This window comes from Kluyvera sp. STS39-E (genome assembly GCF_040932435.1).
Taxonomy (GTDB): Bacteria; Pseudomonadota; Gammaproteobacteria; order Enterobacterales; family Enterobacteriaceae; genus Kluyvera.
The window spans coordinates 246,145-267,036 of sequence record NZ_JBFQGA010000005.1; the positions used below are offsets into that span (position 1 = coordinate 246,145).

Annotated in this window: 20 protein-coding genes; 8 read left to right on the forward strand and 12 right to left on the reverse strand. The window is 55.7% G+C overall.

Annotated elements, in window-relative coordinates; genetic code table 11:
- Positions 1-1,959: a glycoside hydrolase family 127 protein gene (locus AB4K05_RS12825; protein ID WP_368480353.1), complete on the forward strand. Its 1,959-nt coding sequence runs from the start codon at positions 1-3 to the stop codon at positions 1,957-1,959.
- 180 nt (positions 1,960-2,139) lie between these two features.
- Here AB4K05_RS12825 and yiaY read toward each other — a convergent pair whose 3' ends face one another.
- The 7 genes from yiaY to AB4K05_RS12860 all read right to left on the reverse strand — a co-directional run bounded on the left by yiaY (position 2,140) and on the right by AB4K05_RS12860 (position 9,416).
- Positions 2,140-3,291: an L-threonine dehydrogenase gene (gene yiaY / locus AB4K05_RS12830; RefSeq protein ID WP_368480354.1), complete on the reverse strand. Its 1,152-nt coding sequence runs from the start codon at positions 3,289-3,291 to the stop codon at positions 2,140-2,142.
- A gap of 183 nt (positions 3,292-3,474) precedes the next feature.
- Entirely contained in the window at positions 3,475-5,325 is a 1,851-nt protein-coding gene (gene selB, locus AB4K05_RS12835; RefSeq protein ID WP_368480355.1) for a selenocysteine-specific translation elongation factor, read from the reverse strand.
- Positions 5,322-6,713 (reverse strand): L-seryl-tRNA(Sec) selenium transferase, encoded by a 1,392-nt coding sequence (gene selA, locus AB4K05_RS12840; protein ID WP_368480356.1) that lies wholly within the window; start codon positions 6,711-6,713, stop codon positions 5,322-5,324. Before selA ends, selB begins: the two co-directional genes overlap by 4 nt.
- Positions 6,714-6,811: 98 nt before the next feature.
- Positions 6,812-7,420 carry a glutathione S-transferase gene (locus AB4K05_RS12845; RefSeq protein WP_368480357.1) on the reverse strand — a complete coding sequence of 203 codons (609 nt, stop codon included), beginning with the start codon at positions 7,418-7,420 and terminating at the stop codon, positions 6,812-6,814.
- Between the two features lie 74 nt (positions 7,421-7,494).
- Complete coding sequence (locus tag AB4K05_RS12850) at positions 7,495-8,631, reverse strand: HlyD family secretion protein (RefSeq protein ID WP_368480358.1); 1,137 nt, start codon at positions 8,629-8,631, stop codon at positions 7,495-7,497.
- Positions 8,632-8,633: 2 nt separating this feature from the next.
- Positions 8,634-9,008, reverse strand: a complete 375-nt coding sequence (locus AB4K05_RS12855) for a DUF3302 domain-containing protein (protein WP_368480359.1) — start codon at positions 9,006-9,008, stop codon at positions 8,634-8,636.
- A 198-nt stretch (positions 9,009-9,206) separates the two neighbouring features.
- Positions 9,207-9,416 (reverse strand): hypothetical protein, encoded by a 210-nt coding sequence (locus tag AB4K05_RS12860; protein ID WP_368480360.1) that lies wholly within the window; start codon positions 9,414-9,416, stop codon positions 9,207-9,209.
- Positions 9,417-9,689: 273 nt separating this feature from the next.
- Here AB4K05_RS12860 and AB4K05_RS12865 point away from each other — a divergent pair, with 273 nt between their 5' ends.
- From AB4K05_RS12865 to trmL, 5 genes are all read left to right on the forward strand, one after another.
- Complete coding sequence (locus tag AB4K05_RS12865) at positions 9,690-10,052, forward strand: YibL family ribosome-associated protein (RefSeq protein WP_368480361.1); 363 nt, start codon at positions 9,690-9,692, stop codon at positions 10,050-10,052.
- Positions 10,053-10,336: 284 nt separating this feature from the next.
- Positions 10,337-11,992 (forward strand): L-lactate permease, encoded by a 1,656-nt coding sequence (gene lldP, locus AB4K05_RS12870; protein ID WP_368480362.1) that lies wholly within the window; start codon positions 10,337-10,339, stop codon positions 11,990-11,992.
- A complete protein-coding gene (lldR, locus tag AB4K05_RS12875) occupies positions 11,989-12,765 on the forward strand; it encodes a transcriptional regulator LldR (protein WP_368480363.1) in 777 nt (258 codons plus the stop codon). Before lldP ends, lldR begins: the two co-directional genes overlap by 4 nt.
- Positions 12,762-13,946 carry an FMN-dependent L-lactate dehydrogenase LldD gene (gene lldD, locus AB4K05_RS12880; protein WP_368480364.1) on the forward strand — a complete coding sequence of 395 codons (1,185 nt, stop codon included), beginning with the start codon at positions 12,762-12,764 and terminating at the stop codon, positions 13,944-13,946. Before lldR ends, lldD begins: the two co-directional genes overlap by 4 nt.
- 146 nt (positions 13,947-14,092) lie before the next feature.
- Positions 14,093-14,566: a tRNA (uridine(34)/cytosine(34)/5-carboxymethylaminomethyluridine(34)-2'-O)-methyltransferase TrmL gene (gene trmL / locus AB4K05_RS12885; RefSeq protein WP_368480365.1), complete on the forward strand. Its 474-nt coding sequence runs from the start codon at positions 14,093-14,095 to the stop codon at positions 14,564-14,566.
- Positions 14,567-14,623: 57 nt separating this feature from the next.
- Here the strand turns inward: trmL and cysE are convergent, their stop codons facing one another.
- The 5 genes from cysE to AB4K05_RS12910 all read right to left on the reverse strand — a co-directional run bounded on the left by cysE (position 14,624) and on the right by AB4K05_RS12910 (position 17,814).
- Positions 14,624-15,445: a serine O-acetyltransferase gene (gene cysE / locus AB4K05_RS12890; RefSeq protein WP_368480366.1), complete on the reverse strand. Its 822-nt coding sequence runs from the start codon at positions 15,443-15,445 to the stop codon at positions 14,624-14,626.
- A gap of 76 nt (positions 15,446-15,521) precedes the next feature.
- Complete coding sequence (gene gpsA, locus AB4K05_RS12895; protein ID WP_368480367.1) at positions 15,522-16,541, reverse strand: NAD(P)H-dependent glycerol-3-phosphate dehydrogenase; 1,020 nt, start codon at positions 16,539-16,541, stop codon at positions 15,522-15,524.
- Positions 16,541-17,008, reverse strand: a complete 468-nt coding sequence (secB, locus tag AB4K05_RS12900; protein WP_052282753.1) for a protein-export chaperone SecB — start codon at positions 17,006-17,008, stop codon at positions 16,541-16,543. The genes gpsA and secB overlap by 1 nt, the downstream gene beginning before the upstream one ends.
- Before the next feature lie 84 nt (positions 17,009-17,092).
- Positions 17,093-17,344, reverse strand: a complete 252-nt coding sequence (gene grxC, locus AB4K05_RS12905; RefSeq protein WP_064541038.1) for a glutaredoxin 3 — start codon at positions 17,342-17,344, stop codon at positions 17,093-17,095.
- 38 nt (positions 17,345-17,382) lie between these two features.
- Entirely contained in the window at positions 17,383-17,814 is a 432-nt protein-coding gene (locus tag AB4K05_RS12910) for a rhodanese-like domain-containing protein (protein WP_368480368.1), read from the reverse strand.
- Positions 17,815-18,063: 249 nt separating this feature from the next.
- On the opposite strand from AB4K05_RS12910, the gene gpmM reads away from it, so the two are divergent.
- Together gpmM and envC are read left to right on the forward strand one after the other, a co-directional pair.
- A complete protein-coding gene (gpmM, locus tag AB4K05_RS12915) occupies positions 18,064-19,611 on the forward strand; it encodes a 2,3-bisphosphoglycerate-independent phosphoglycerate mutase (RefSeq protein WP_368480369.1) in 1,548 nt (515 codons plus the stop codon).
- Positions 19,612-19,620: 9 nt separating this feature from the next.
- Positions 19,621-20,892, forward strand: a complete 1,272-nt coding sequence (gene envC, locus AB4K05_RS12920; RefSeq protein ID WP_368480370.1) for a murein hydrolase activator EnvC — start codon at positions 19,621-19,623, stop codon at positions 20,890-20,892.

Here is a 20,892-nt window from a genome sequence, read left to right on the forward strand (position 1 = left end):
ATGCCCATTATGGAAGTCGATTTGCACACCCTAAAGGTGAATGATCCGTTTTTCGGTCAATATCAACAGTTGGTTCGCGACGTGGTTATCCCGTACCAATGGGATGCGCTCAATGACCGCGTCGATGATGCCGAACCCAGCCATGCGCTAGACAATTTCCGTATCGCCGCCGGCCTACAGGCGGGCGAATTCTACGGCATGGTTTTTCAAGATAGCGATGTGGCGAAATGGCTGGAGGCGGTTGCTTGGTCTTTGTGCCAAAAACCGGACGCCGAACTGGAAAAAACCGCCGACGAAGCCATTGAGCTGGTTGCCGCCGCCCAATGCGACGACGGCTATCTGAACACTTACTTTACGGTAAAAGCACCCGGCGAACGCTGGACCAACCTAGCCGAATGCCACGAACTTTACAGCGCGGGGCATATGATAGAAGCCGCAGTCGCCTATTATCAGGCTACCGGGAAACGCCGCCTACTGGACGTCGCTTGCCGCCTAGCTGACCATATCGACAGCGTATTTGGCCCACGTGAACAGCAGATACAGGGCTATGACGGCCATCCGGAAATCGAACTGGCGCTGATGCGCCTGTATGAAGTCACTCAGGAAAAACGTTACCTGCAGCTTGTGGAATACTTTGTTGAGCAGCGTGGCGCACAGCCGCACTTCTACGATATTGAATACCAAAAGCGAGGTGAAACCTCCCACTGGAACACCTACGGCCCGGCGTGGATGGTCAAGGACAAGCCCTACAGTCAAGCGCATCAGCCAATTGCTGAGCAGCAAACCGCTATCGGTCATGCGGTACGTTTTGTCTACCTGATGACCGGCGTGGCACACCTAGCGCGTCTGAGCCAGGACGAGAGCAAACGTCAGGACTGCCTGCGGCTATGGAACAACATGGCCCAGCGCCAGCTGTACATCACCGGCGGCATCGGCTCGCAGGGCAGCGGAGAAGCCTTCAGCAGCGACTACGACCTGCCAAACGATACGGTATATGCCGAAAGTTGTGCGTCCATTGGGCTGATGATGTTCGCCCGTCGCATGCTGGAAATGGAAGGCGACAGCCAATATGCCGACGTCATGGAACGTGCGCTGTATAACACGGTGCTCGGCGGCATGGCGCTGGATGGCAAACACTTCTTCTACGTGAACCCACTGGAAGTGCACCCAAAAACGCTGCAATTTAACCACATCTACGATCACGTTAAGCCTGTGCGCCAGCGTTGGTTCGGCTGCGCCTGCTGCCCGCCGAATATCGCCCGAGTGCTGACTTCCATTGGCCACTACCTCTACACGCCGCGTGAAGATGCGCTGTACGTGAATCTGTATATTGGCAACAGCGTGGAAGTACCGGTGGGTGAGCAGACGCTGCGTTTACGCGTCAGCGGTAACTATCCATGGCAGGATCAGGTCAAGATCGCCATTGATTCGCCGGATCCAATTAACCACACCTTGGCGCTGCGCCTGCCGGATTGGTGCCAGCAGCCCCACATCACACTAAACGGTCATGAAGTTGCGGGCACGGCGAAGAAAGGCTATCTGCATATCGCTCGCACCTGGGTTGAGGGCGATACCTTAACGCTGACGCTGCCAATGCCGGTACGCCGCGTTTACGGCAACCCGCTGGTACGCCACGTCGCTGGAAAAGTCGCCGTGCAGCGCGGGCCAATAGTGTATTGCTTGGAGCAGGCCGACAACGGCGAAGAGTTGCATAATTTGTGGTTGCCGGAAGGGGCTACGTTTAACGAGCTGGAAGGCAGCGGTATTTTTTCCCATAAGGTGCTTTTACAGGCGTCCGGTTTCAAACATTCAGCCACTCACCCGGAACGGCAATCGCTGTGGCATTACGATACGTCACCGGCTGCGCGCCAGCCGCACACGCTAACCTTTATCCCCTGGTTTAGCTGGGCAAATCGCGGGGAGGGAGAAATGCGTATTTGGGTTAACGAAGGCGAGTAGCAGACAACCGACTGTTTGTGCCATGTCTGCCTGATGGCGCTGCGCTTATCAGGCCCACGGGCGTGTGTCCGGTAGGCCGGATAAGGCGAAGCCGCCATCCGGCTATCTGCCCCATGCCATCTTCCGGAAACAAAAAAAGCAGAACGTGAACGTTCTGCTTTTTTTCGTGCTGGGGATGAATTACATCGCGGCGCGGAAAATCGCCATGATTTCGTCGTGTGTGGCTTGAATTGGGTTCGTGAAGCCGCAGGCATCTTTCAGCGCATTAGTCGCCAGTACCGGGATATCTTCTTCTTTCACGTTCAGATCGCGAAGACCGGCCGGAATGTTTACCTGACGCGCCAGTTTGCGGATGGCATCGATACAGGCCTGTGCACCCTGCTCATTGCTCATCGCCTTCACCTCAACGCCCATCGCCTGCGCACAGTCACGCAGACGCGCGGCAGCCACTTTGCTGTTGAAAACCTGTACGTGCGGCAGCAAAACCGCATTGCAGACGCCGTGCGGTAAATCGTAGAAGCCACCCAGCTGATGCGCCATGGCGTGAACATAGCCCAGTGAGGCGTTGTTGAACGCCATACCCGCCAAGAACTGCGCATAGGCCATCGCTTCACGCGCTGCGCTGTCGCCGCCGTTTTCAACCGCTGTTGGCAGATTTTCCACGATCATCGTCATCGCTTTTAGCGCACAGGCATCGGTGATTGGCGTCGCGGCAATAGAAACATAGGCTTCAATCGCATGCGTCAACGCATCCATCCCGGTCGCCGCCGTCAGTCCTTTCGGCATTCCTTCCATCAAAGAAGAGTCGTTGACGGACAGTACCGGGGTCACGTGCTTATCAACAATCGCCATTTTTATATGACGCGTGGCGTCGGTAATGATGCAAAAACGGGTCATTTCTGACGCCGTACCCGCCGTGGTGTTGATCGCAATCATCGGCAGCTGCGGTTTTGCAGAACGGTCAACGCCCTCATAATCGCGAATATCACCGCCGTTAGCCGCAACCAGCGCGATCCCTTTTGCACAGTCGTGCGGAGAACCGCCGCCCAAGGAAATGACGCAGTCGCAATCATTGGCGCGCAGCATTTTCAGACCGTCCTCAACGTTTACCGTCGTTGGGTTCGGATGTGTGCCATCAAAAACAACGCTCTGAATATCAAATTCATGAAGGCGTTTTTGAATATCATTCGCCACGCCCAGTTTGTTCAGCACGACATCGGTCACAATTAAGGCTCGACGATAGCCATATTCCTTCATGGTATTCATCGCGTCATTTAACGCGCCATTTCCGATAACATTCACTGATGGAATGAAAAAAGTTGATGCAGCCATGATAGTTCCTTTATTTAATAAGCAGGCCACGAGAGTAGAGGAATAGGCAACGCGAGAATATGATCGTCATTGCATTTTCGGTCTTCCAAAAAATAAAAAACACGCTAGGTTAATACTCCTAACGTGCTGATTATTAATTAATATGTTTTTGTGTAGAGTTTGATATATTTTCTAAATTAATTGTTAATTTTTATTATCCGGAAACAGCAACGCATCGCGCAATAAATGATCATTTCCACGACGGCGGGTGAAACCAATACGGTTGAAATATTCCAAAATCTGGATGGCTAATTTACGACCGACATTGAGTTTATCGCGAAAATCTGCTGCACAGGTGGAACCTTTTTCCAGATCGAGTTCACGAATCATACTGGCAAACGCCACAATACGATCGTTACGATAATAGCGGTCTTTCACAATGGCGGTGATCATCCCCTGCTGCGCAGCAAGGCGAAGCACCACGCGCATGGTATTTTCATCTGCGCCGGTTTGCGACGCCATATCCCGAACCCACCACGGCTCATCGCCAAATAGCGGCGCAGCCTTCAGCCAGATGGCCTGCTGCTCGTCGGTAAATCCGACTTTGTGATCCGGCAGATGCAGCCAACCGTGATGACTGGCAATAACGCCACTTTCACGCATCTGCTCAATTAACGTCAGTACCAGCGCTTCCTCTTCCATCGGCAGCGCGATACGGCGTAGACGCTCACGGCCCGGGCCGGGTTCGTCTTTATGCTGCTCGTGGTAAACCGCCAGCGCATCCAACAGTTTTCGCTGCCAGCGTGCCGCCAGCGGCGCATCCAGCAGGCTGTCGCTGGCCAGAATAAAACCGGGTTGTGCAATCAACTGTTGCAGCCCCTGCGGACTCAACTGCCGCGCCCAGCCGAACTCGCTGAGTTTCACCGCATCCCGAGAGAGATGAACGGCAAGCGCCTGAGCATCGTCTTTCGCCAGCGCCAGCGCGGCAATCCACGCCAGATACTCCGGCTTGCGTTTACCCCGGCGCGGCGAGTTCAGCGTCACCACGCGGGCGCCCGCAAGCGTCACTTTGGCGGAGATGTCACGCAGCACCAAGCGGTCGTTATCCGCCAGCCACAATGGGCTGTCGAGCACCAACTCCGCCAAGTTATTTTCCAGCAGCGAAACGCGCCCGGTAATATGGCTCGCCGCATGATGGATATGCAGCGGCTGCCATTGGCTCAGCGCGACGTGGCTTTGTAACTCGACAATGACCCGCTCGGATGGTGCAGGCGGCTCCAGCGATAGCAGCCAGTCGCCACGGTTAAGGGACTCTTTTTCCGCCGCGCCCACGATATTGAGCGCGATGCGCTGTCCGCCATGTGCCTGTTCGACAGGCTGGTTTTGCGCATGCAAACCACGCACGCGCATTGGCGTGTCCTTTCCGGTGAGCCACAACGTGTCGCCAACGTTAACCTCGCCAGAAAGCGCCGTACCGGTGACCACCAGGCCCGCCCCTTTGACGGTAAATGCGCGATCAATCGCCAGACGGAAACGCTGATGCTCTAGGCGGCTACGGGCCGAAAGCTGACGCAGATGGTCACGTAGCGCTTCAATTCCGATATTCTCAGTGGCTGCCGTTTCAAACAGCGTCGCCTGCGCAAAACCATACTCCCGCAGAACATCGGCGATTTCACGGCGAACCTCAGCGATACGCGCGGCATCCACGCGGTCAATTTTGGTCAGCGCAACGGTCAGCGTCGGATTACCGGTCAGCTGCAGTATCGCCAGATGCTCACGCGTTTGCGCCATCACACCGTCATCACACGCCACCACTAACAGGGCATGATCGATGCCCCCCACACCCGCCAGCATGTTCGAGAGAAATTTCTCGTGCCCAGGGACGTCGATAAAGCCCAGCACGCGTCCATCGGCCTGCGGCCAATAGGCATACCCGAGGTCGATAGTCATGCCGCGGGATTTCTCTTCCGGCAGGCGATCGGCGTTAATGCCGGTAATCGCCTGTAGCAGGGTGGTTTTGCCGTGGTCAACGTGTCCGGCGGTGGCAATAATCATTTCAACAACATCTCCAGAAAACGAGGTTCATCTTCGAGGCAGCGTAAATCTAGCCAAAGACGACCCTCATAGATACGCCCGATAACCGGGATGGGCAGGCTGCGCCAGTGAGCAGACAGCGCTTCAAGCTGGCTGCCTCGGCCGTCGAGCGGCGTCAGCGTAATGGCCGCGCTTGGCAGGCTTTTTGACGGCAATGAACCGCTGCCGATTTGTGATTCGCATGGCATCACCTGCACAGAAAATGCATCTCCATAGCGCTGTGTGAGCGGCTCGCACAAGCGTACGGCCTGCTGATGAATATCCTGTGCGCTGCGACTTAGCAGACGCAGCGTCGGCAGCTCTGCCGCCAATTTTTCAGGGTTAAGATACAGCCGCAGTGTGGCTTCCAGCGCAGCCAAGGTCATTTTATCCACCCGCAGCGCGCGCTTAAGCGGGTGCTGCTGCAGCTTCTCAATTAACGCTTTTTTGCCGACGATAATGCCGGCCTGCGGCCCGCCCAGCAGTTTATCGCCGGAGAAGCTCACCAAGCTTACGCCCGCCGCAATCATCTCCTGCGGCATCGGCTCTTTCGGCAAACCATAGCGGCTAAGATCGACCAGCGAGCCGCTGCCGAGATCCGCAACGACCGGTACACCAAGCTCATCGCCAATTTCCGCCAGCTCGGCTTCATCCACCGACTTAGTAAAACCTTCAATGCTGTAATTGCTGGTATGTACCTTCATTAGCAGCGCGGTATTGTCGTTCACTGCCTGCCGATAATCTTTGGCATGGGTACGGTTGGTGGTGCCGACTTCGTGTAGCACGCAGCCCGCCTGGCGCATAACATCTGGGATGCGAAACGCCCCGCCAATCTCTACCAGCTCACCGCGGGAAACCACGACCTCTTTTCCGACCGCCGTCGCGGCCAGCATCAGCAACACCGCTGCGGCATTGTTATTTACGATGCAGGCATCTTCCGCGCCGGTTAAACGGCAGAGCAATTCTGCCAACGCGCGATCGCGATGACCGCGCCCCGCGCCGTCCAAATCATATTCCAGCGTCACCGGATCGCGCATGGCCTGAGCCACCGCGTCAATCGCCGACTGCGACTGCTGTGCGCGTCCCAGATTGGTGTGCAGCACGGTTCCCGTCAGGTTAATAACCGGGCGCAGCGCGCTCTGCGCGTCATCGCTTAACCGGCGGGTCGTTTCCTGCGCCCAATCGGCACTCCAAGCAGGAAGCATTTGCTGCTCACGAATGCATAAACGTGCTTCATCCTGCATCTGACGAAGCAGTTCGACGACCTGTGAGTGACCATGAGCATCAAGTAAACGGGAAAACGCAGGATCGCGAAGCAGGCGATCGGTGGCAGGGAGCTGGCTGTAGAGCGAACGGTTTTCGGTAGTCATGAATAAGCCTGACGGTTAAATGTTACCCCTCCCGACGGGAGAGGGAGTCATGAGAGGGGATTGTACAACGTGCAGCGGCTTAGCGTTATAGCGTTCAATCAAGCCTTTGGCGGTTCGGTGCGGGCAAAGCTTTCACGCAGGAAAAGCGTTTCTGCCAGCTTGACTAGGTGTGGGCGGTCCACGCACCAGCCGGGGGCGATACGACGAAAATTGAGATAGCCGATGGCGCAGGCAATAGCAATCGTGGCGAGATTCAGGGTATCGGTTTTCAGGGTACCATCGACAAGATAGCCTTCTAGCGCATCAAGGCTGCGGCTAATTTTTTCCCGCTGACGCAGCACTTCTGTTTCCGATTGCTGCGCGGCAGGACGCGCAAGCTCGCGTACCGAGGCCAATCCGGCATCCATAATGCCGTCTGCCAGCGCTTCAAGCTGGCGCACCTTGAGCGCGCCATGCGGGTCGTGCGGCACCATAGCAGGGGCTACGCCGAGCTGTTCGATGTACTGAGCAATAATCGGCGAATCAAACCAGCACTCGCCATCGTCGGTCATCAACGCCGGAACTTTGCCCAACGGGTTAAACTGCGCCACGCCGTTCTCGGCGTTATAGGGCTGTTCATTGACGAACTCGAAGGCAATCCCCTTTTCCAGTAAGAGGACCGATATTTTACGGACAAATGGGCTGGTGTAGCTGCCGACCAGTTTCATGTTCATCTCCTTTGCGCCAACAAAAGGATCAGTATGGCTCAGTCAGCCGCATTCGCCCTCTGATTTTTACCCACCTAGTGATCCAGATAAAGATAATGCATCCAGCTGGTCATCCGCAGAAGCACCTTACGCATCACCGAGACATGAGCGAAATGGTCGGAATACACCGCCACCTGAGCATAAATCCCATCCGGCAAGGCATCCACATCGGCCGCTGGGTCCAAGTCAATCAGCGCCAGTACGCCATCGCTTCCCGGCACCACTGTCAGGGACTGCAAAGCCCCCTGTGCTTGGTAGGAGCCACCGGGCACAACCGGCAGAATACGCGTGAGCTTGCCGTGGAAAACCTGCCCCGGCAGCGCATTGAAGACCACTTCCGCATCATCGCCTGCCTCCAGGCGCAGCAGTGAATTCTGCCGGAACTGGGCAACAATCTGCCGCTTCTGATCGGGAATAAAGACCATCACCGGACGCAGCGGCAGCGCGGCGGCGTAGGTTCCCGGGCGGATAAGCACCTGTGTGACATAGCCGTCGCTCGGCGCGCGGACAACGGTTTGGTCGAGATTGTATTTCGCCTCGGTAAGCTGCGCCCGCAGGCTCACGATCTGCGACTGTTCGCCGTTGACCATACTGTCTAACTGGCTCTGCACCTGGGATTGTTCGGCAATAGACCCTTTAACCAATGCGTCCTGCGCGAGGTAATTTTGCCGGGCGTTGTCGATGTCGCTTTCAGAGAACGGATTCACCCGCGCCTGGCTTCCCTTCAGGTAGCGCTGATAATCTTTATACAGCCGGTCACGCTCGGCGGAAACGCGCGTGGTATTGGCCTGCGCTTCCGATAGCTGGGCTTTAAGCGCCTGAACGTTATGCGTTGCCGTCACCAAATCTGCCTGCAGCCGGTCGGCCCGTGCCTGATAACGCGTAGGGTCAATTTTAAATAGCACCTCACCTTTTCTGATCCGCTGATTATTTTTATCCGTCACCTCACTCACCACACCGGTCACCTGTGGCGTAATCGGAATGGAAATAACCGCCTTTTGCGCAGTAAAGGTATAAGGATGGTTATAGTTCATGAGAAGAATCAGGCCACTCACTAAAAATATGCCGCCTAAAGCAGCGGTCGCTAAAGTCCATTGATTGACCGGAATACGGAATATTTTAAATACCGCCCACGCCAGTGCGACATAGGTCAACACGATTAGCAAATCCATAATTATTGCTCCGGCGGAGTCGTATCATTGGCAGGACGCAGGTCCGCCAGCCGTTGCTCCAGCTCACTCACCCGCAGGGAAAGCTGGGCCAGCGGGTCATCTCCTACCGGCACTGGCTGTGGCTCTGGTGTCTGTATATGCGATTGCATTCCCCAGCCGCGCTCGGGCTGATAGAGCGTGGCCCAAATCCATAAAAACGGCCAGATCACATGCAGCGTAAACAAGCTCACCCATCCCGCGGTATGAATGGCATCCGCGTGAGGGTGGTTACGCTTTTTCGCAATCGTATAGGGAATATCGTGAATCATGATGATTCCGTAAAACAGAACCAGAAAGACGAAGATCAGGACGCCCAACGCAAAATAGTTCAGCAGCATGGTTGCCTCATATTTACGCTAATTAGAATATGTATTGGAGGCAGCCGAATGCGATCCCGGCTGGTATTATTGAAGGTAATGTGCGAAGACCATTTTCGCCATCATACCGAAGGGGATTTTTTAAGCTCTTGAGGTAAGCCTCATCCCGCACTGGCAATGCACAAAGGGCATTACCAGCGGGCAACGCGGGTCATCGCACTATTTGTGTTGGCTCTCCACGGGGCGATACAGCGCGCGGTAGTATTCCAACCGCGTCAGAAACAGCTCCGCTTTCTCCTCGGGGATATCTGAAGGCACCCGGTTAGAGCGGGGTTTCTTATGCAAATATTCCATGAACGCTTGGCTGGAGGCCATGAAATCTACCGCCTTATCGATAATTTGCGGTACGTTCTCACCGATTTTGCTCATCACGCACTCTCCCTTTTAAGACATTTATTCAAGCATGGATAATATTTTCAGCGGGGGTTGAGGGAAATGTGCGAAATTTCACCACTATTTTTCAAAAAAGCGACCACGTTAACTATTTTGAAAAATAACGATATTATTCAAGGCATTATAAGTTATTAGCGCTTATTATTCCGTGAAGAAACTACCGGGGTTTGTATAATTAACTACCAGAAATGAGCGACAACGCGCATACTAAGGGTCATTACGTCTATTTTATTATCAGATATCAGCAACATGAAAGAAATTGAAAAGAACGAAATCAAACGCCTGAGCGACCTGCTTGACGCTATCCGCCACCAGCAGGCGGCATTGTCCTTGGTTGACAGTGCGGAGAAATACGCCGAGCTGGAAAGCGAAAAAGAGAAGCTCGAAACCGAAATCGCTCGCCTGCGTGAAGTGCATACGCAAAAGCTGAGCAAAGAAGCGCAAAAGCTGGCAAAAATGCCGTTTAGCCGCGCTATCACCAAAAAAGAACAGGCAAACATGGGCGCGCTGAAAAAGAGCGTTCGCGGTATTGTCGTTGTTCATCCCATGACTGCCCTGGGTCGTGAAATGGGTCTGCAGGTGATGACAGGGTTCGCGAAGAGCGAATTCTGATTCTACCGCACGCCTGACCTTCTCCCGCCCTGGGAGAAGGTTTTTTTACCGTCCCCTCTTCCCCTCAAAATTGGCCCAACCAATTTAACAACCAAATTGCTAATGGTTCACAATTCCATCATTTCACATCACATCATCATTGCTAACACATAACATTTAGTTAACCATTCGTTGTCATCACCCCTACATCACCTAATTGGCAGGGCCACTTTTACACAAACTGTGACGCAGAGATGAGCCTAGACTCACCGCGATGCAGCGCGTGTGGCCCCCTGGAGACCTGCATGAGCCTCTGGCAACAAAACTACGATCCGGCCGGGAATATCTGGCTATCGAGCCTAATCGCATCGCTTCCGATCCTGTTCTTCTTCTTTGCGCTGATTAAGCTCAAGCTGAAAGGCTATGTCGCCGCTAGCTGGACGGTCGGCATCGCGCTGGCTGTCGCGCTGCTGTTTTATAAAATGCCGGTCGACCGCGCGCTGGCGTCGGTGGTTTACGGTTTCTTCTACGGTCTATGGCCAATCGCGTGGATTATTATCGCCGCCGTTTTCGTCTACAAAATATCGGTGAAGACCGGGCAGTTCGACATTATTCGTTCGTCGATTCTCTCCATTACGCCGGACCAACGCCTGCAGATGCTGATCGTCGGCTTCTCCTTTGGTGCGTTCCTTGAAGGGGCGGCGGGCTTCGGTGCGCCGGTGGCGATTACCGCCGCGCTGCTGGTTGGCCTGGGCTTTAATCCGCTGTACGCGGCGGGTCTGTGCCTCATCGTCAACACGGCGCCGGTGGCTTTCGGCGCGATGGGTATTCCGATTCTGGTTGCCGGTCAGGTGACCGGACTGGATAGCTTTGAAATCGGCCAGATGGTCGGTCGCCAACTGCCGTTCCTGACCATTATCGTGCTGTTCTGGATCATGGCGATTATGGACGGCTGGCGCGGTGTGAAAGAGACTTGGCCTGCGGTGATGGTGGCAGGGGGTTCGTTTGCTATCGCTCAGTACCTCAGCTCAAACTTCCTCGGCCCTGAACTGCCGGACATCATCTCCTCTCTGGTGTCGCTGGTCTGTCTGACGCTGTTCCTCAAGCGCTGGCAGCCGGTGCGCATTTTCCGCTTTGGCGATATGGGCGCTTCACAGGTCGATATGGATCTGTCACGCACACGCTACACCGCCGGGCAAGTCGTTCGTGCTTGGTCACCGTTCCTGTTCCTGACCGCCACCGTCACCCTGTGGAGTATTCCACCGTTTAAAGCGTTATTTGCACCGGGCGGTGCGCTGTACGATTTGGTGATTAACATTTCCGTTCCGTACCTCGACAAGCTGGTCGCGCGTATGCCACCGGTGGTTAATCAGGCGACCGCCTATGCTGCGGTGTATAAGTTTGACTGGCTCTCTGCCACCGGTACCGCGATTCTGTTTGCTGCACTGCTGTCTATCGTCTGGCTGCGCATGAAGCCGAAAGACGCCATCAGCACTTTCGGCTCCACGCTCAAAGAGCTGGCGTTGCCGATTTACTCCATCGGCATGGTACTGGCGTTTGCCTTTATCTCTAACTATTCCGGCCTGTCCTCGACGCTAGCACTGGCGCTGGCGCATACCGGCCACGCCTTTACCTTCTTCTCGCCGTTCCTTGGCTGGCTGGGCGTATTCCTGACGGGCTCAGACACCTCGTCCAACGCGCTGTTCGCTGCATTGCAGGCTACCGCCGCACAGCAAATTGGCGTTTCCGACGTGCTGCTGGTTGCCGCCAACACCACCGGTGGCGTCACCGGGAAGATGATTTCACCGCAGTCCATCGCGATTGCCTGTGCGGCGGTGGGCTTGGTCGGTAAAGAGTCTGACCTGTTCCGCTTCACCGTGAAGCACAGCCTGATCTTCACCTGCATGGTGGGCGTCATCACCACGCTACAGGCTTACGTCTTAACTTGGATGATTCCGTGATAACACTGCCCAAACGTCTGTCAGACGATGTCGCCTGCCGCGTGCGGGCGCTGATTGAAGAACAACAGCTGGAGGCGGGCATGCGATTGCCCGCTGAAAGAAAGCTAGCAACCCAGCTTGGCGTGTCGCGCAATTCCCTGCGCGAGGCGCTGGCAAAACTGGTGAGCGAAGGATTGCTACTGAGCCGTCGCGGCGGTGGCACCTTCGTGCGCTGGCAGCATGAAGGCTGGTCTGAACAGAATATTGTGCAACCGCTGAAAACCCTGCTGGCCGACGATCCGGACTACAGCTTCGATATCCTCGAAGCCCGTCACGCGATTGAAGCCAGCACGGCATGGTACGCCGCAATGCGCGCAACCGATGCTGATAAAGAAAAAATCCGTCTCTGCTTTGAAGCGACCCAAAGCGATGACCCAGACCTCGCTTCACAGGCCGATGTGCGCTTCCATCTGGCGATTGCCGAGGCATCCCACAACGTGGTGCTGCTACAAACCATGCGTGGCTTTTTCGACCTGCTTCAATCCTCCGTAATTCAAAGCCGTGAACGCATGTATCTGGTACCGCCGGTATTTGCCAAGCTCACCGAGCAGCACCTCGCGGTCCTGAATGCCATTACCGCTGGAGATGCCGAAGGCGCACGCCAAGCAATGATGGCGCACCTCGGTTTTGTTCACACCACCATTAAACGTTTTGATGAAGACCTGGCCCGCCAGGCGCGGATCACCCGCTTGCCAGACGACCACACTGATACTTCCAGGGAGAAAAAAGCATGATTATTTCCGCCGCGAGTGACTACCGCGCCGCTGCCCAGCGCATCCTGCCGCCGTTCTTGTTCCACTATATTGACGGCGGCGCGTACTCGGAGCACACCCTGCGCCGCAACGTGGAAGACCTGTCGGACGTGGCGCTGCGCCAGCGTGTGCTGAAAAATATGTCCGACCTGAGCCTAGAAACCACGCTATTTAAAGAGCAACTCTCTATGCCGGTCGCTCTGGCGCCGGTCGGTCTGTGCGGGATGTATGCTCGCCGGGGCGAAGTGCAGGCCGCAGCGGCAGCGGATGCGAAAGGCATTCCGTTTACCCTTTCAACCGTGTCGGTGTGTCCGATTGAAGAGGTTGCGCCAACCATCAAGCGCCCGATGTGGTTCCAGCTGTACGTGCTGCGCGATCGCGGCTTTATGCGCAACGCGCTGGAGCGGGCGAAGGCGGCAGGTTGTTCAACGCTAGTGTTCACCGTCGATATGCCGACGCCAGGCGCGCGTTACCGCGATGCGCACTCCGGAATGAGCGGCCCAAATGCCGCCATGCGTCGTTACTGGCAGGCGGCGACTCACCCACAGTGGGCGTGGGATGTGGGCTTGAACGGTCGCCCGCACGATTTAGGCAATATCTCCACCTATCTTGGCAAACCAACCGGACTGGAAGATTACATCGGCTGGCTGGCCAATAACTTCGACCCGTCTATTTCGTGGAAAGACCTTGAGTGGATCCGCGAATTCTGGGACGGCCCGATGGTGATCAAAGGGATCCTCGACCCGGAAGATGCCCGCGACGCCGTGCGTTTTGGCGCCGATGGGATTGTGGTGTCAAACCACGGTGGACGCCAGCTTGACGGCGTACTCTCTTCTGCTCGCGCACTGCCGGCAATTGCGGATGCGGTGAAAGGCGATATCACCATTCTGGCTGACAGCGGCATTCGCAACGGGCTGGACGTGGTGCGGATGATTGCTCTGGGCGCGGATAGCGTGCTGCTGGGACGCGCATATCTGTACGCGCTGGCGACCCACGGTCAGGCCGGCGTGGCTAATCTGCTGAACCTAGTGGAGAAAGAGATGAAGGTGGCGATGACGCTGACCGGAGCGAAAACCATTAAGGAGATCAGCGCTGATTCGCTGGTGCAGCAGGCAGAGGTTGCGCAGACGTTCCGGGCGATTCAGCGTGGAGATGCGGCGTAGCACGAGCAATGTAGGCCGGATAAGGCGTTTACGCCGCCATCCGGCAACGTGCTCGATATTGCCTGATGGCGCTACGCTTATCAGGCCTACTGGATGAGGGTGGCTGTGTTTTCTGCTATCCTGCCCGCGCAATCCAAGGGGGCAGTATGCTTAACATCGTTTTATTCGAACCAGAAATCCCGCCTAATACCGGGAACATCATCCGCCTGTGCGCTAACACCGGCTTTCGCCTGCATATCATCGAGCCTATGGGTTTTACTTGGGACGATAAGCGGCTACGCCGCGCCGGGCTGGATTACCATGAATTCACCGCCGTCACGCGCTATCACGACTATGCCGCCTTTCTTGAGGCACAAAAGCCACAGCGTCTGTTTGCCCTGACCACCAAAGGCACGCCTGCGCACAGCGCGGTGAGCTATCAGGACGGTGATTATCTGATGTTTGGCCCGGAAACCCGTGGGCTGCCTGCAACCATTCTGGATGCCCTACCGCCTGAGCAAAAAATTCGTATTCCAATGATGCCGGACAGTCGCAGCATGAATTTGTCGAACGCGGTGTCGGTAGTGGTGTATGAGGCGTGGCGCCAGTTGGGATATCCTGGCGCGGTATTACGTAGCTGATATTTGCCGGATGGCGGCTACGCCTTATCCGGCCTATGTCTGGCAACGAGCATGACGCTATATCCCGTCGCCGTACTCAAATCCGTGGTTGATGCCGTTGAAATGCTGATCCATATCCATCGCTGGTTTATCCGACTCAGGCTTGCCGACGATACGCGCCGGTACGCCTGCGGCGGTGGTGTGCGGCGGCACTGGCTGCAGCACCACGGAACCCGCGCCAATCTTCGCACCGCGTCCCACTTCAATATTGCCGAGAATTTTGGCACCTGCGCCAATCATCACGCCTTCACGAATTTTCGGGTGACGGTCACCGCTGGTTTTCCCAGTACCGCCAAGGGTCACGGATTGCAGAATCGATACGTCGTTTTCAATCACCGCCGTTTCACCCACCACAATGCCGGTGGCATGGTCGAGCATGATGCCGCGGCCGATTTTTGCCGCAGGGTGAATATCCACTTGGAATGACACTGATACCTGATTTTGCAGGAAAATCGCCAGCGCGCGGCGTCCCTGCCCCCATAGCCAATGGCCGATACGATATGCCTGTAAGGCATGGAAGCCTTTCAGATACAGCAACGGGGTAGAATATTTGTCGACCGCCGGGTCGCGGGTGCGCACGGCTTGAATATCACAGGCGGCAGCGGCGATCATTTCCGGATCGGCAGCGTAGGCCTCTTCCACCACTTCGCGGATTGCGATGGCGGGCATAATCGAGGACGCCAACTTGTTAGCCAGCATGTAGCTTAATGCACTGCCGAGGTTTTCGTGCTTGAGTAATGTCGCGTGATAGAAGCTGGCGAGCATAGGCTCGCAGTCAGCCAAGGCTCGGGCTTCGGCTTTAATATTGTTCCAGACAATTTCCAGTTCTTCACACGACATTGCTTACTCCAGACGTATTGGAACGATCGGCCAGTCTGTGCTGGCCGGATCGTCGGGATGACAAAGGTTTCCTGCGTTAGTTGCCGCTATGCTCATCCTTGCGTGCACGACCTAATAGGGTCAATGCTGCCTCGCGCGCACTTTTTCCGCAATATAATACCTGATAAATTTCCTCGGTTATTGGCATTTCGACACCTACCCGGTGCGCCAACTCGCGAACTTCTTTGGTATTACGATAACCTTCGACCACCTGGCCAATTTTGTCCTGCGCTTCCTGCACCTGCGCCCCTTGTCCCAGCGCCATGCCGAAACGACGGTTGCGTGACTGGTTGTCGGTACAGGTCAGCACTAAGTCACCCAGCCCCGCCATTCCCATAAAGGTGACGGGATCCGCGCCCAGCGCCACGCCAAGGCGCGACATCTCGGTCAGACCACGGGTGATAAGCGCCGTACGCGCGTTGGCACCAAAGCCGATACCATCAGAGATACCCGCGCCAATCGCAATCACGTTTTTCACCGCACCGCCCAATTGGACGCCGATAAAATCTGGATTACTGTAAACGCGGAAACTCTTGCCGCAGTGCAGCAGCTGCTGCAAATCGTCGGCAAATACCGGGTCAGTTGCCGCCAGCGAAATCGCCGTCGGAAGCCCCGCCGCCAGTTCTTTGGCGAAAGTTGGGCCCGATATCACCGCCAGCGCGATGTCACCACCCAGCGCCTCGCGAGCGACTTCCTGCAGCAGTCGACCCGTTTCAGCCTCCAGCCCTTTCGTCGCCCACACTACGCGCGCGTCAGGACGCAGCAGTGGCTTCATCTGGCGAAGTACATCGCCGAATACGTGGCTTGGCACCACCACCAGAATATCGCGGCTGGCGGCCAATGCAGTCGCAAGGTCGCTTTCCAGATGGAGCGTGTCGGGGAACGGTACGTCAGGAAGGAATGCCGCGTTACAGCGATCATGCTGTAGCGTTGCGACATGTTTGGGATCGTGGCCCCAGAGCACAACCTGGTGGCCGTTTCTTGCCACGGTGATGGCAAGAGCGGTGCCGTAAGAGCCGGCACCGATCACAGTCATTGAAGCATTAAGTGCGTTCATCAGGCATCCTGATGTTGTTCTGCACCTTCGCCAGCCTGCTGCTGCAGATAGTTCATAAACAGCGCATCAAAGTTAACCGGCGCAAGGTTCAGCTGTGGGAAAGTCCCACGGGAAACTAGGCTGGTGATGCATTCACGCGCATACGGGAACAGGATGTTCGGGCAGTATGCACCCAGGCAATGGGCCATCTGAGTCCCTTCGATACCTTCAATGGAGAAGATACCCGCCTGTTGAGTTTCGCACAGGAACGCAGTTTCTTCGCCCAGAGTCGCCGTTACGGTGACACGCAACACCACTTCATACACGCCTTCAGCCAGTTGGTTGGATGCGGTATCAAGATCAAGTTTAACCTCTGGTTGCCAATCTTTCTGGAAAACCTGTGGCGCATTTGGCGCTTCGAAGGAAACGTCTTTGGTGTAGATGCGTTGGATCTGGAAAGCCATTTCTGCGTTGTTTTGTTCTGACATGTGTAAAAACCCTTTCGTGTTGTCCTTAAAATAAGCGGAATGCCTCACGCCCGCAAAGGGCAGGCGTGAGCGCTTTGCAAAGCATTAGCGCAGCAGGGGATCGAGTCCACCACGTGCATCAAGCGCATACAAGTCGTCGCAGCCGCCAATGTGCTGTGCATCAATAAAAATTTGCGGAACCGTGGTGCGGCCGCTGCGCTGAATCATCTCTTCGCGCTTTTCCGCGTTACCGTCGATTGGCAGTTCTTCGAAAGCAACGCCTTTTTCAGACAGCAGCGCTTTCGCACGATGGCAATAAGGGCATGTCGCTTTGGTATAGATTTCAATCTTCGCCATTTCAGCTCTCCTGACGTTACCCAATGAATGAGCGGCTCTTACTTACCACGAACCAGAGGCAGGTTTTCACCGCTCCAGCCTGCGATACCTTCTTTCAGTACGAAGACTTTCTCAAAGCCCGCTTTCAACAGCAAAGTTGCGGACTCGGTAGCTTGCATACCGGAACCATCGGTCACAATAACCGGCTTATCTTTATGTTTGTCTAGCTCACCAACGTTGTTGGCTTTGATTTCAGTTGGCAGCAGGTTCAGGGAACCGGCGATATGCCCTTTACGGAAATCATCACGCTGACGCAGGTCAACCACCACCGCGTCTTCTTTGTTAATCAAGCGCGTCGCTTCGCCGCGATTGATGACTTTAACTTTGGACATCAGCCCTTTAAAGGTGGTGAACAGCACGGCCGCCAGCAGGGCGATCCACGCGATGCTCAGGACAGGGTGACGACCAACAAATTGCATAATCTCTTGCATGGGGGGTAACAGCTCCCGACGTGTAATGTTGAAAAACCAGGGAAGGAGTATACCTGCGGCGTGGCGCAAATACAGCCAGCGCGCGTGATGTAATGTATTTTCTGCGGAGTGCTACGGAAAAAAACAGGGGGAATGTGCGCTTTTCGCCCATCATCCCCCCGCTTTCTTTGATCTCTCGTTGTTATTTTATCGATTCAGCTGTAGTAAAATTACGCAAATTTTCTGTCTTTAGAGCATGAGGTTGTCGCAATGTCGGTTTCTAAAAAACCTATGGTACTGGTAATCCTGGATGGCTACGGCTACCGCGAAGAGCAGCAGGATAACGCTATTTTCAGTGCAAAAACCCCGGTTATGGATGCACTGTGGGCAAAACGTCCGCATACCCTGATTCACGCATCCGGTCTGGAAGTCGGTCTGCCAGACGGTCAGATGGGTAACTCCGAAGTCGGTCACGTTAACCTGGGTGCCGGTCGCATCGTCTACCAGGACCTGACCCGTCTTGACGTAGAAATCAAAGAGCGCACCTTCTTTGCTAACCCGGTACTGTCCGGTGCGGTTGATAAAGCCGTTGCCGCTGGCAAAGCCGTGCACATCATGGGCCTGCTGTCTGCCGGTGGCGTTCACAGCCACGAAGCTCACATCATGGCAATGGTAGAACTGGCCGCAGAGCGCGGTGCTGAAAAGATCTATCTGCACGCTTTCCTCGATGGCCGTGATACCCCGCCACGCAGCGCCAAAGGCTCTCTGCAAGCATTCGAAGAAAAATTTGCCGCACTGGGCAAAGGCCGCGTAGCCTCCGTTATTGGTCGTTACTACGCTATGGACCGCGACAACCGTTGGGATCGCGTTGAACAAGCTTACAACCTGATGGTTGAAGCCAAAGGCGAGTTCCAGGCTGACACCGCAGTTGCCGCACTGGAAGCTGCTTACGCTCGTGACGAAAACGACGAATTCGTGAAAGCGACCGTTATCCGCGCAGCAGGTCAGGCCGATGCGGCAATGGAAGACGGCGATGCGCTGATCTTCATGAACTTCCGCGCCGACCGTGCACGTGAAATTACCCGCGCCTTCGTTAACGCCGACTTCGACGGTTTTGCGCGCCGCAAACAGGTGAAACTGGGCGATTTCATCATGCTGACCGAATACGCAGCAGACATCAAAGCACCGTGCGCTTACCCACCAGCATCGCTGGAAAACACCTTCGGCGAGTGGATGGCGAAGCACGATAAAACGCAGCTGCGCATCTCTGAAACCGAGAAATACGCGCATGTGACCTTCTTCTTCAACGGCGGCGTCGAAGACCCGTTCAAAGGCGAAGATCGCATCCTGATCAACTCCCCGAAAGTGGCAACCTACGACCTGCAGCCGGAAATGAGCTCCGCCGAGCTGACCGAGAAACTGGTTGCTGCCATCGAAAGCGGCAAGTACGACACCATTATCTGTAACTACCCTAACGGCGATATGGTTGGTCATACCGGCGTGATGGAAGCGGCAGTTAAAGCGGTTGAAGCGCTGGATCACTGCCTGAGTGAAGTGACTCAAGCGGTCGAAAAAGTGGGTGGCCAGATGCTGGTTACCGCTGACCACGGCAACGCTGAACAGATGCGTGACCCGGCTACCGGCCAGGCACACACTGCACACACCAGCCTGCCAGTTCCGCTGATCTACGTGGGTGATAAAACCGTCAAAGCGGTCGAAGGCGGCAAGCTTTCCGATCTCGCGCCAACCATGCTGGCGCTGATGGGGATGGAAATCCCGCAACAGATGACTGGTAAGCCGCTGTTCATCGTGGAATAATCCCTCCCCATGAGGGGAAAGGCGATTTATTCTATTAAATGGGCCGCGGCAACGCTGCGGTCCTCGTTGTACGCCAGCGCACTCAGCGCTGGCGTATTGCTGTGCGCCGCGCCCGCCCATGCGGATGACCGTTCGCAGCTACAATCTATTCAGGCCGACATCGCCGCCAAAGAGCGAGCGGTACGCCAACAACAGCAGCAACGCGCGACTCTCCTCACCCAGCTTAAGGCCCAAGAGCAAGCCATTTCGGTTGCCGCCCGCCAGCTGCGCGAGACGCAAAATTCGCTGGCACAGCTCAATGCGCAAATTGCGGAAATGAACGCGTCTATCGCCAAGCTCGAAAAGCAGAGGCAGGCGCAGGAACGTAATCTGGCAGCCCAGTTAGACGCCGCTTTTCGTCAGGGCGAGCATACCGGCATTCAGCTGATCCTCAGCGGTGAAGAGAGCCAACGCGGACAGCGCCTGCAGGCCTACTTCGGCTATCTCAATCAGGCGCGTCAAGAGACCATCTCCGAGCTTAAAGAGACGCGTGAACAGGTCGCAGTACAAAAAACCGAGCTCGAAGAAAAGCAGAGCCAGCAGCAAACGCTGTTGTACGAGCAGCGCGCCCAGCAAACCAAGCTGGAGCAGGCGCGTAACGAGCGTCAGAAGACCATTTCCGGACTTGAATCCTCCATTCAGCAGGGCCAACAGCAGCTAGGCGAACTGCGCGCTAACGAATCTCGTCTGCGCAATAGCATTGCGCGCGCACAGGCCGCGGCAAAAGCTCGCGCCGAACGCGAAGCCAAAGAAGCCGAAGCGGTACGTAACCGCCAGCAAGAGGCTACGCGCAAAGGCACCACCTACAAGCCGTCTGAAAGCGAACGTTCGCTGATGTCGCGTACTGGTGGACTTGGCGCTCCGCGTGGTCAGGCCTTCTGGCCGGTTCGCGGCACCACGTTGCATCGCTATGGCGAACAGCTGCAAGGTGAGCTACGTTGGAAGGGGATGGTGATTAGCGCTTCGGAAGGCACCGAAGTGAAAGCCATCGCTGACGGTCGCGTCATCCTTGCCGACTGGCTGCAGGGTTACGGCCTGGTTGTGGTGGTCGAGCACGGTAAAGGTGATATGAGCCTGTATGGTTACAACCAGAGCGCACTGGTTAGCGTCGGGACACAAGTGCGTGCCGGGCAGCCGATTGCTCTGGTGGGCAACAGTGGGGGTCAGGGCCGACCTTCACTCTATTTCGAAATTCGCCGCCAGGGTCAGGCGGTCAATCCACTGCCGTGGTTGGGAAGATAA

Excerpts from the sequence above, each read along its gene's own strand:
- yiaY (WP_368480354.1), bottom strand. The coding sequence starts at position 3,291 with ATGGCTGCATCAACTTTTTTCATTCCATCAGTGAATGTTATCGGAAAT.
- grxC (WP_064541038.1), bottom strand. The coding sequence starts at position 17,344 with ATGGCGAAGATTGAAATCTATACCAAAGCGACATGCCCTTATTGCCAT.
- secB (WP_052282753.1), bottom strand. The coding sequence starts at position 17,008 with ATGTCAGAACAAAACAACGCAGAAATGGCTTTCCAGATCCAACGCATC.
- trmL (WP_368480365.1), top strand. The coding sequence starts at position 14,093 with ATGCTTAACATCGTTTTATTCGAACCAGAAATCCCGCCTAATACCGGG.
- envC (WP_368480370.1), top strand. The coding sequence starts at position 19,621 with ATGAGGGGAAAGGCGATTTATTCTATTAAATGGGCCGCGGCAACGCTG.
- selB (WP_368480355.1), bottom strand. The coding sequence starts at position 5,325 with ATGATTATTGCCACCGCCGGACACGTTGACCACGGCAAAACCACCCTG.
- AB4K05_RS12860 (WP_368480360.1), bottom strand. The coding sequence starts at position 9,416 with ATGAGCAAAATCGGTGAGAACGTACCGCAAATTATCGATAAGGCGGTA.
- AB4K05_RS12850 (WP_368480358.1), bottom strand. The coding sequence starts at position 8,631 with ATGGATTTGCTAATCGTGTTGACCTATGTCGCACTGGCGTGGGCGGTA.
- AB4K05_RS12845 (WP_368480357.1), bottom strand. The coding sequence starts at position 7,420 with ATGAAACTGGTCGGCAGCTACACCAGCCCATTTGTCCGTAAAATATCG.
- selA (WP_368480356.1), bottom strand. The coding sequence starts at position 6,713 with ATGACTACCGAAAACCGTTCGCTCTACAGCCAGCTCCCTGCCACCGAT.
- lldD (WP_368480364.1), top strand. The coding sequence starts at position 12,762 with ATGATTATTTCCGCCGCGAGTGACTACCGCGCCGCTGCCCAGCGCATC.
- gpmM (WP_368480369.1), top strand. The coding sequence starts at position 18,064 with ATGTCGGTTTCTAAAAAACCTATGGTACTGGTAATCCTGGATGGCTAC.
- gpsA (WP_368480367.1), bottom strand. The coding sequence starts at position 16,541 with ATGAACGCACTTAATGCTTCAATGACTGTGATCGGTGCCGGCTCTTAC.
- AB4K05_RS12865 (WP_368480361.1), top strand. The coding sequence starts at position 9,690 with ATGAAAGAAATTGAAAAGAACGAAATCAAACGCCTGAGCGACCTGCTT.
- AB4K05_RS12855 (WP_368480359.1), bottom strand. The coding sequence starts at position 9,008 with ATGCTGCTGAACTATTTTGCGTTGGGCGTCCTGATCTTCGTCTTTCTG.
- AB4K05_RS12910 (WP_368480368.1), bottom strand. The coding sequence starts at position 17,814 with ATGCAAGAGATTATGCAATTTGTTGGTCGTCACCCTGTCCTGAGCATC.
- lldP (WP_368480362.1), top strand. The coding sequence starts at position 10,337 with ATGAGCCTCTGGCAACAAAACTACGATCCGGCCGGGAATATCTGGCTA.
- AB4K05_RS12825 (WP_368480353.1), top strand. The coding sequence starts at position 1 with ATGCCCATTATGGAAGTCGATTTGCACACCCTAAAGGTGAATGATCCG.
- cysE (WP_368480366.1), bottom strand. The coding sequence starts at position 15,445 with ATGTCGTGTGAAGAACTGGAAATTGTCTGGAACAATATTAAAGCCGAA.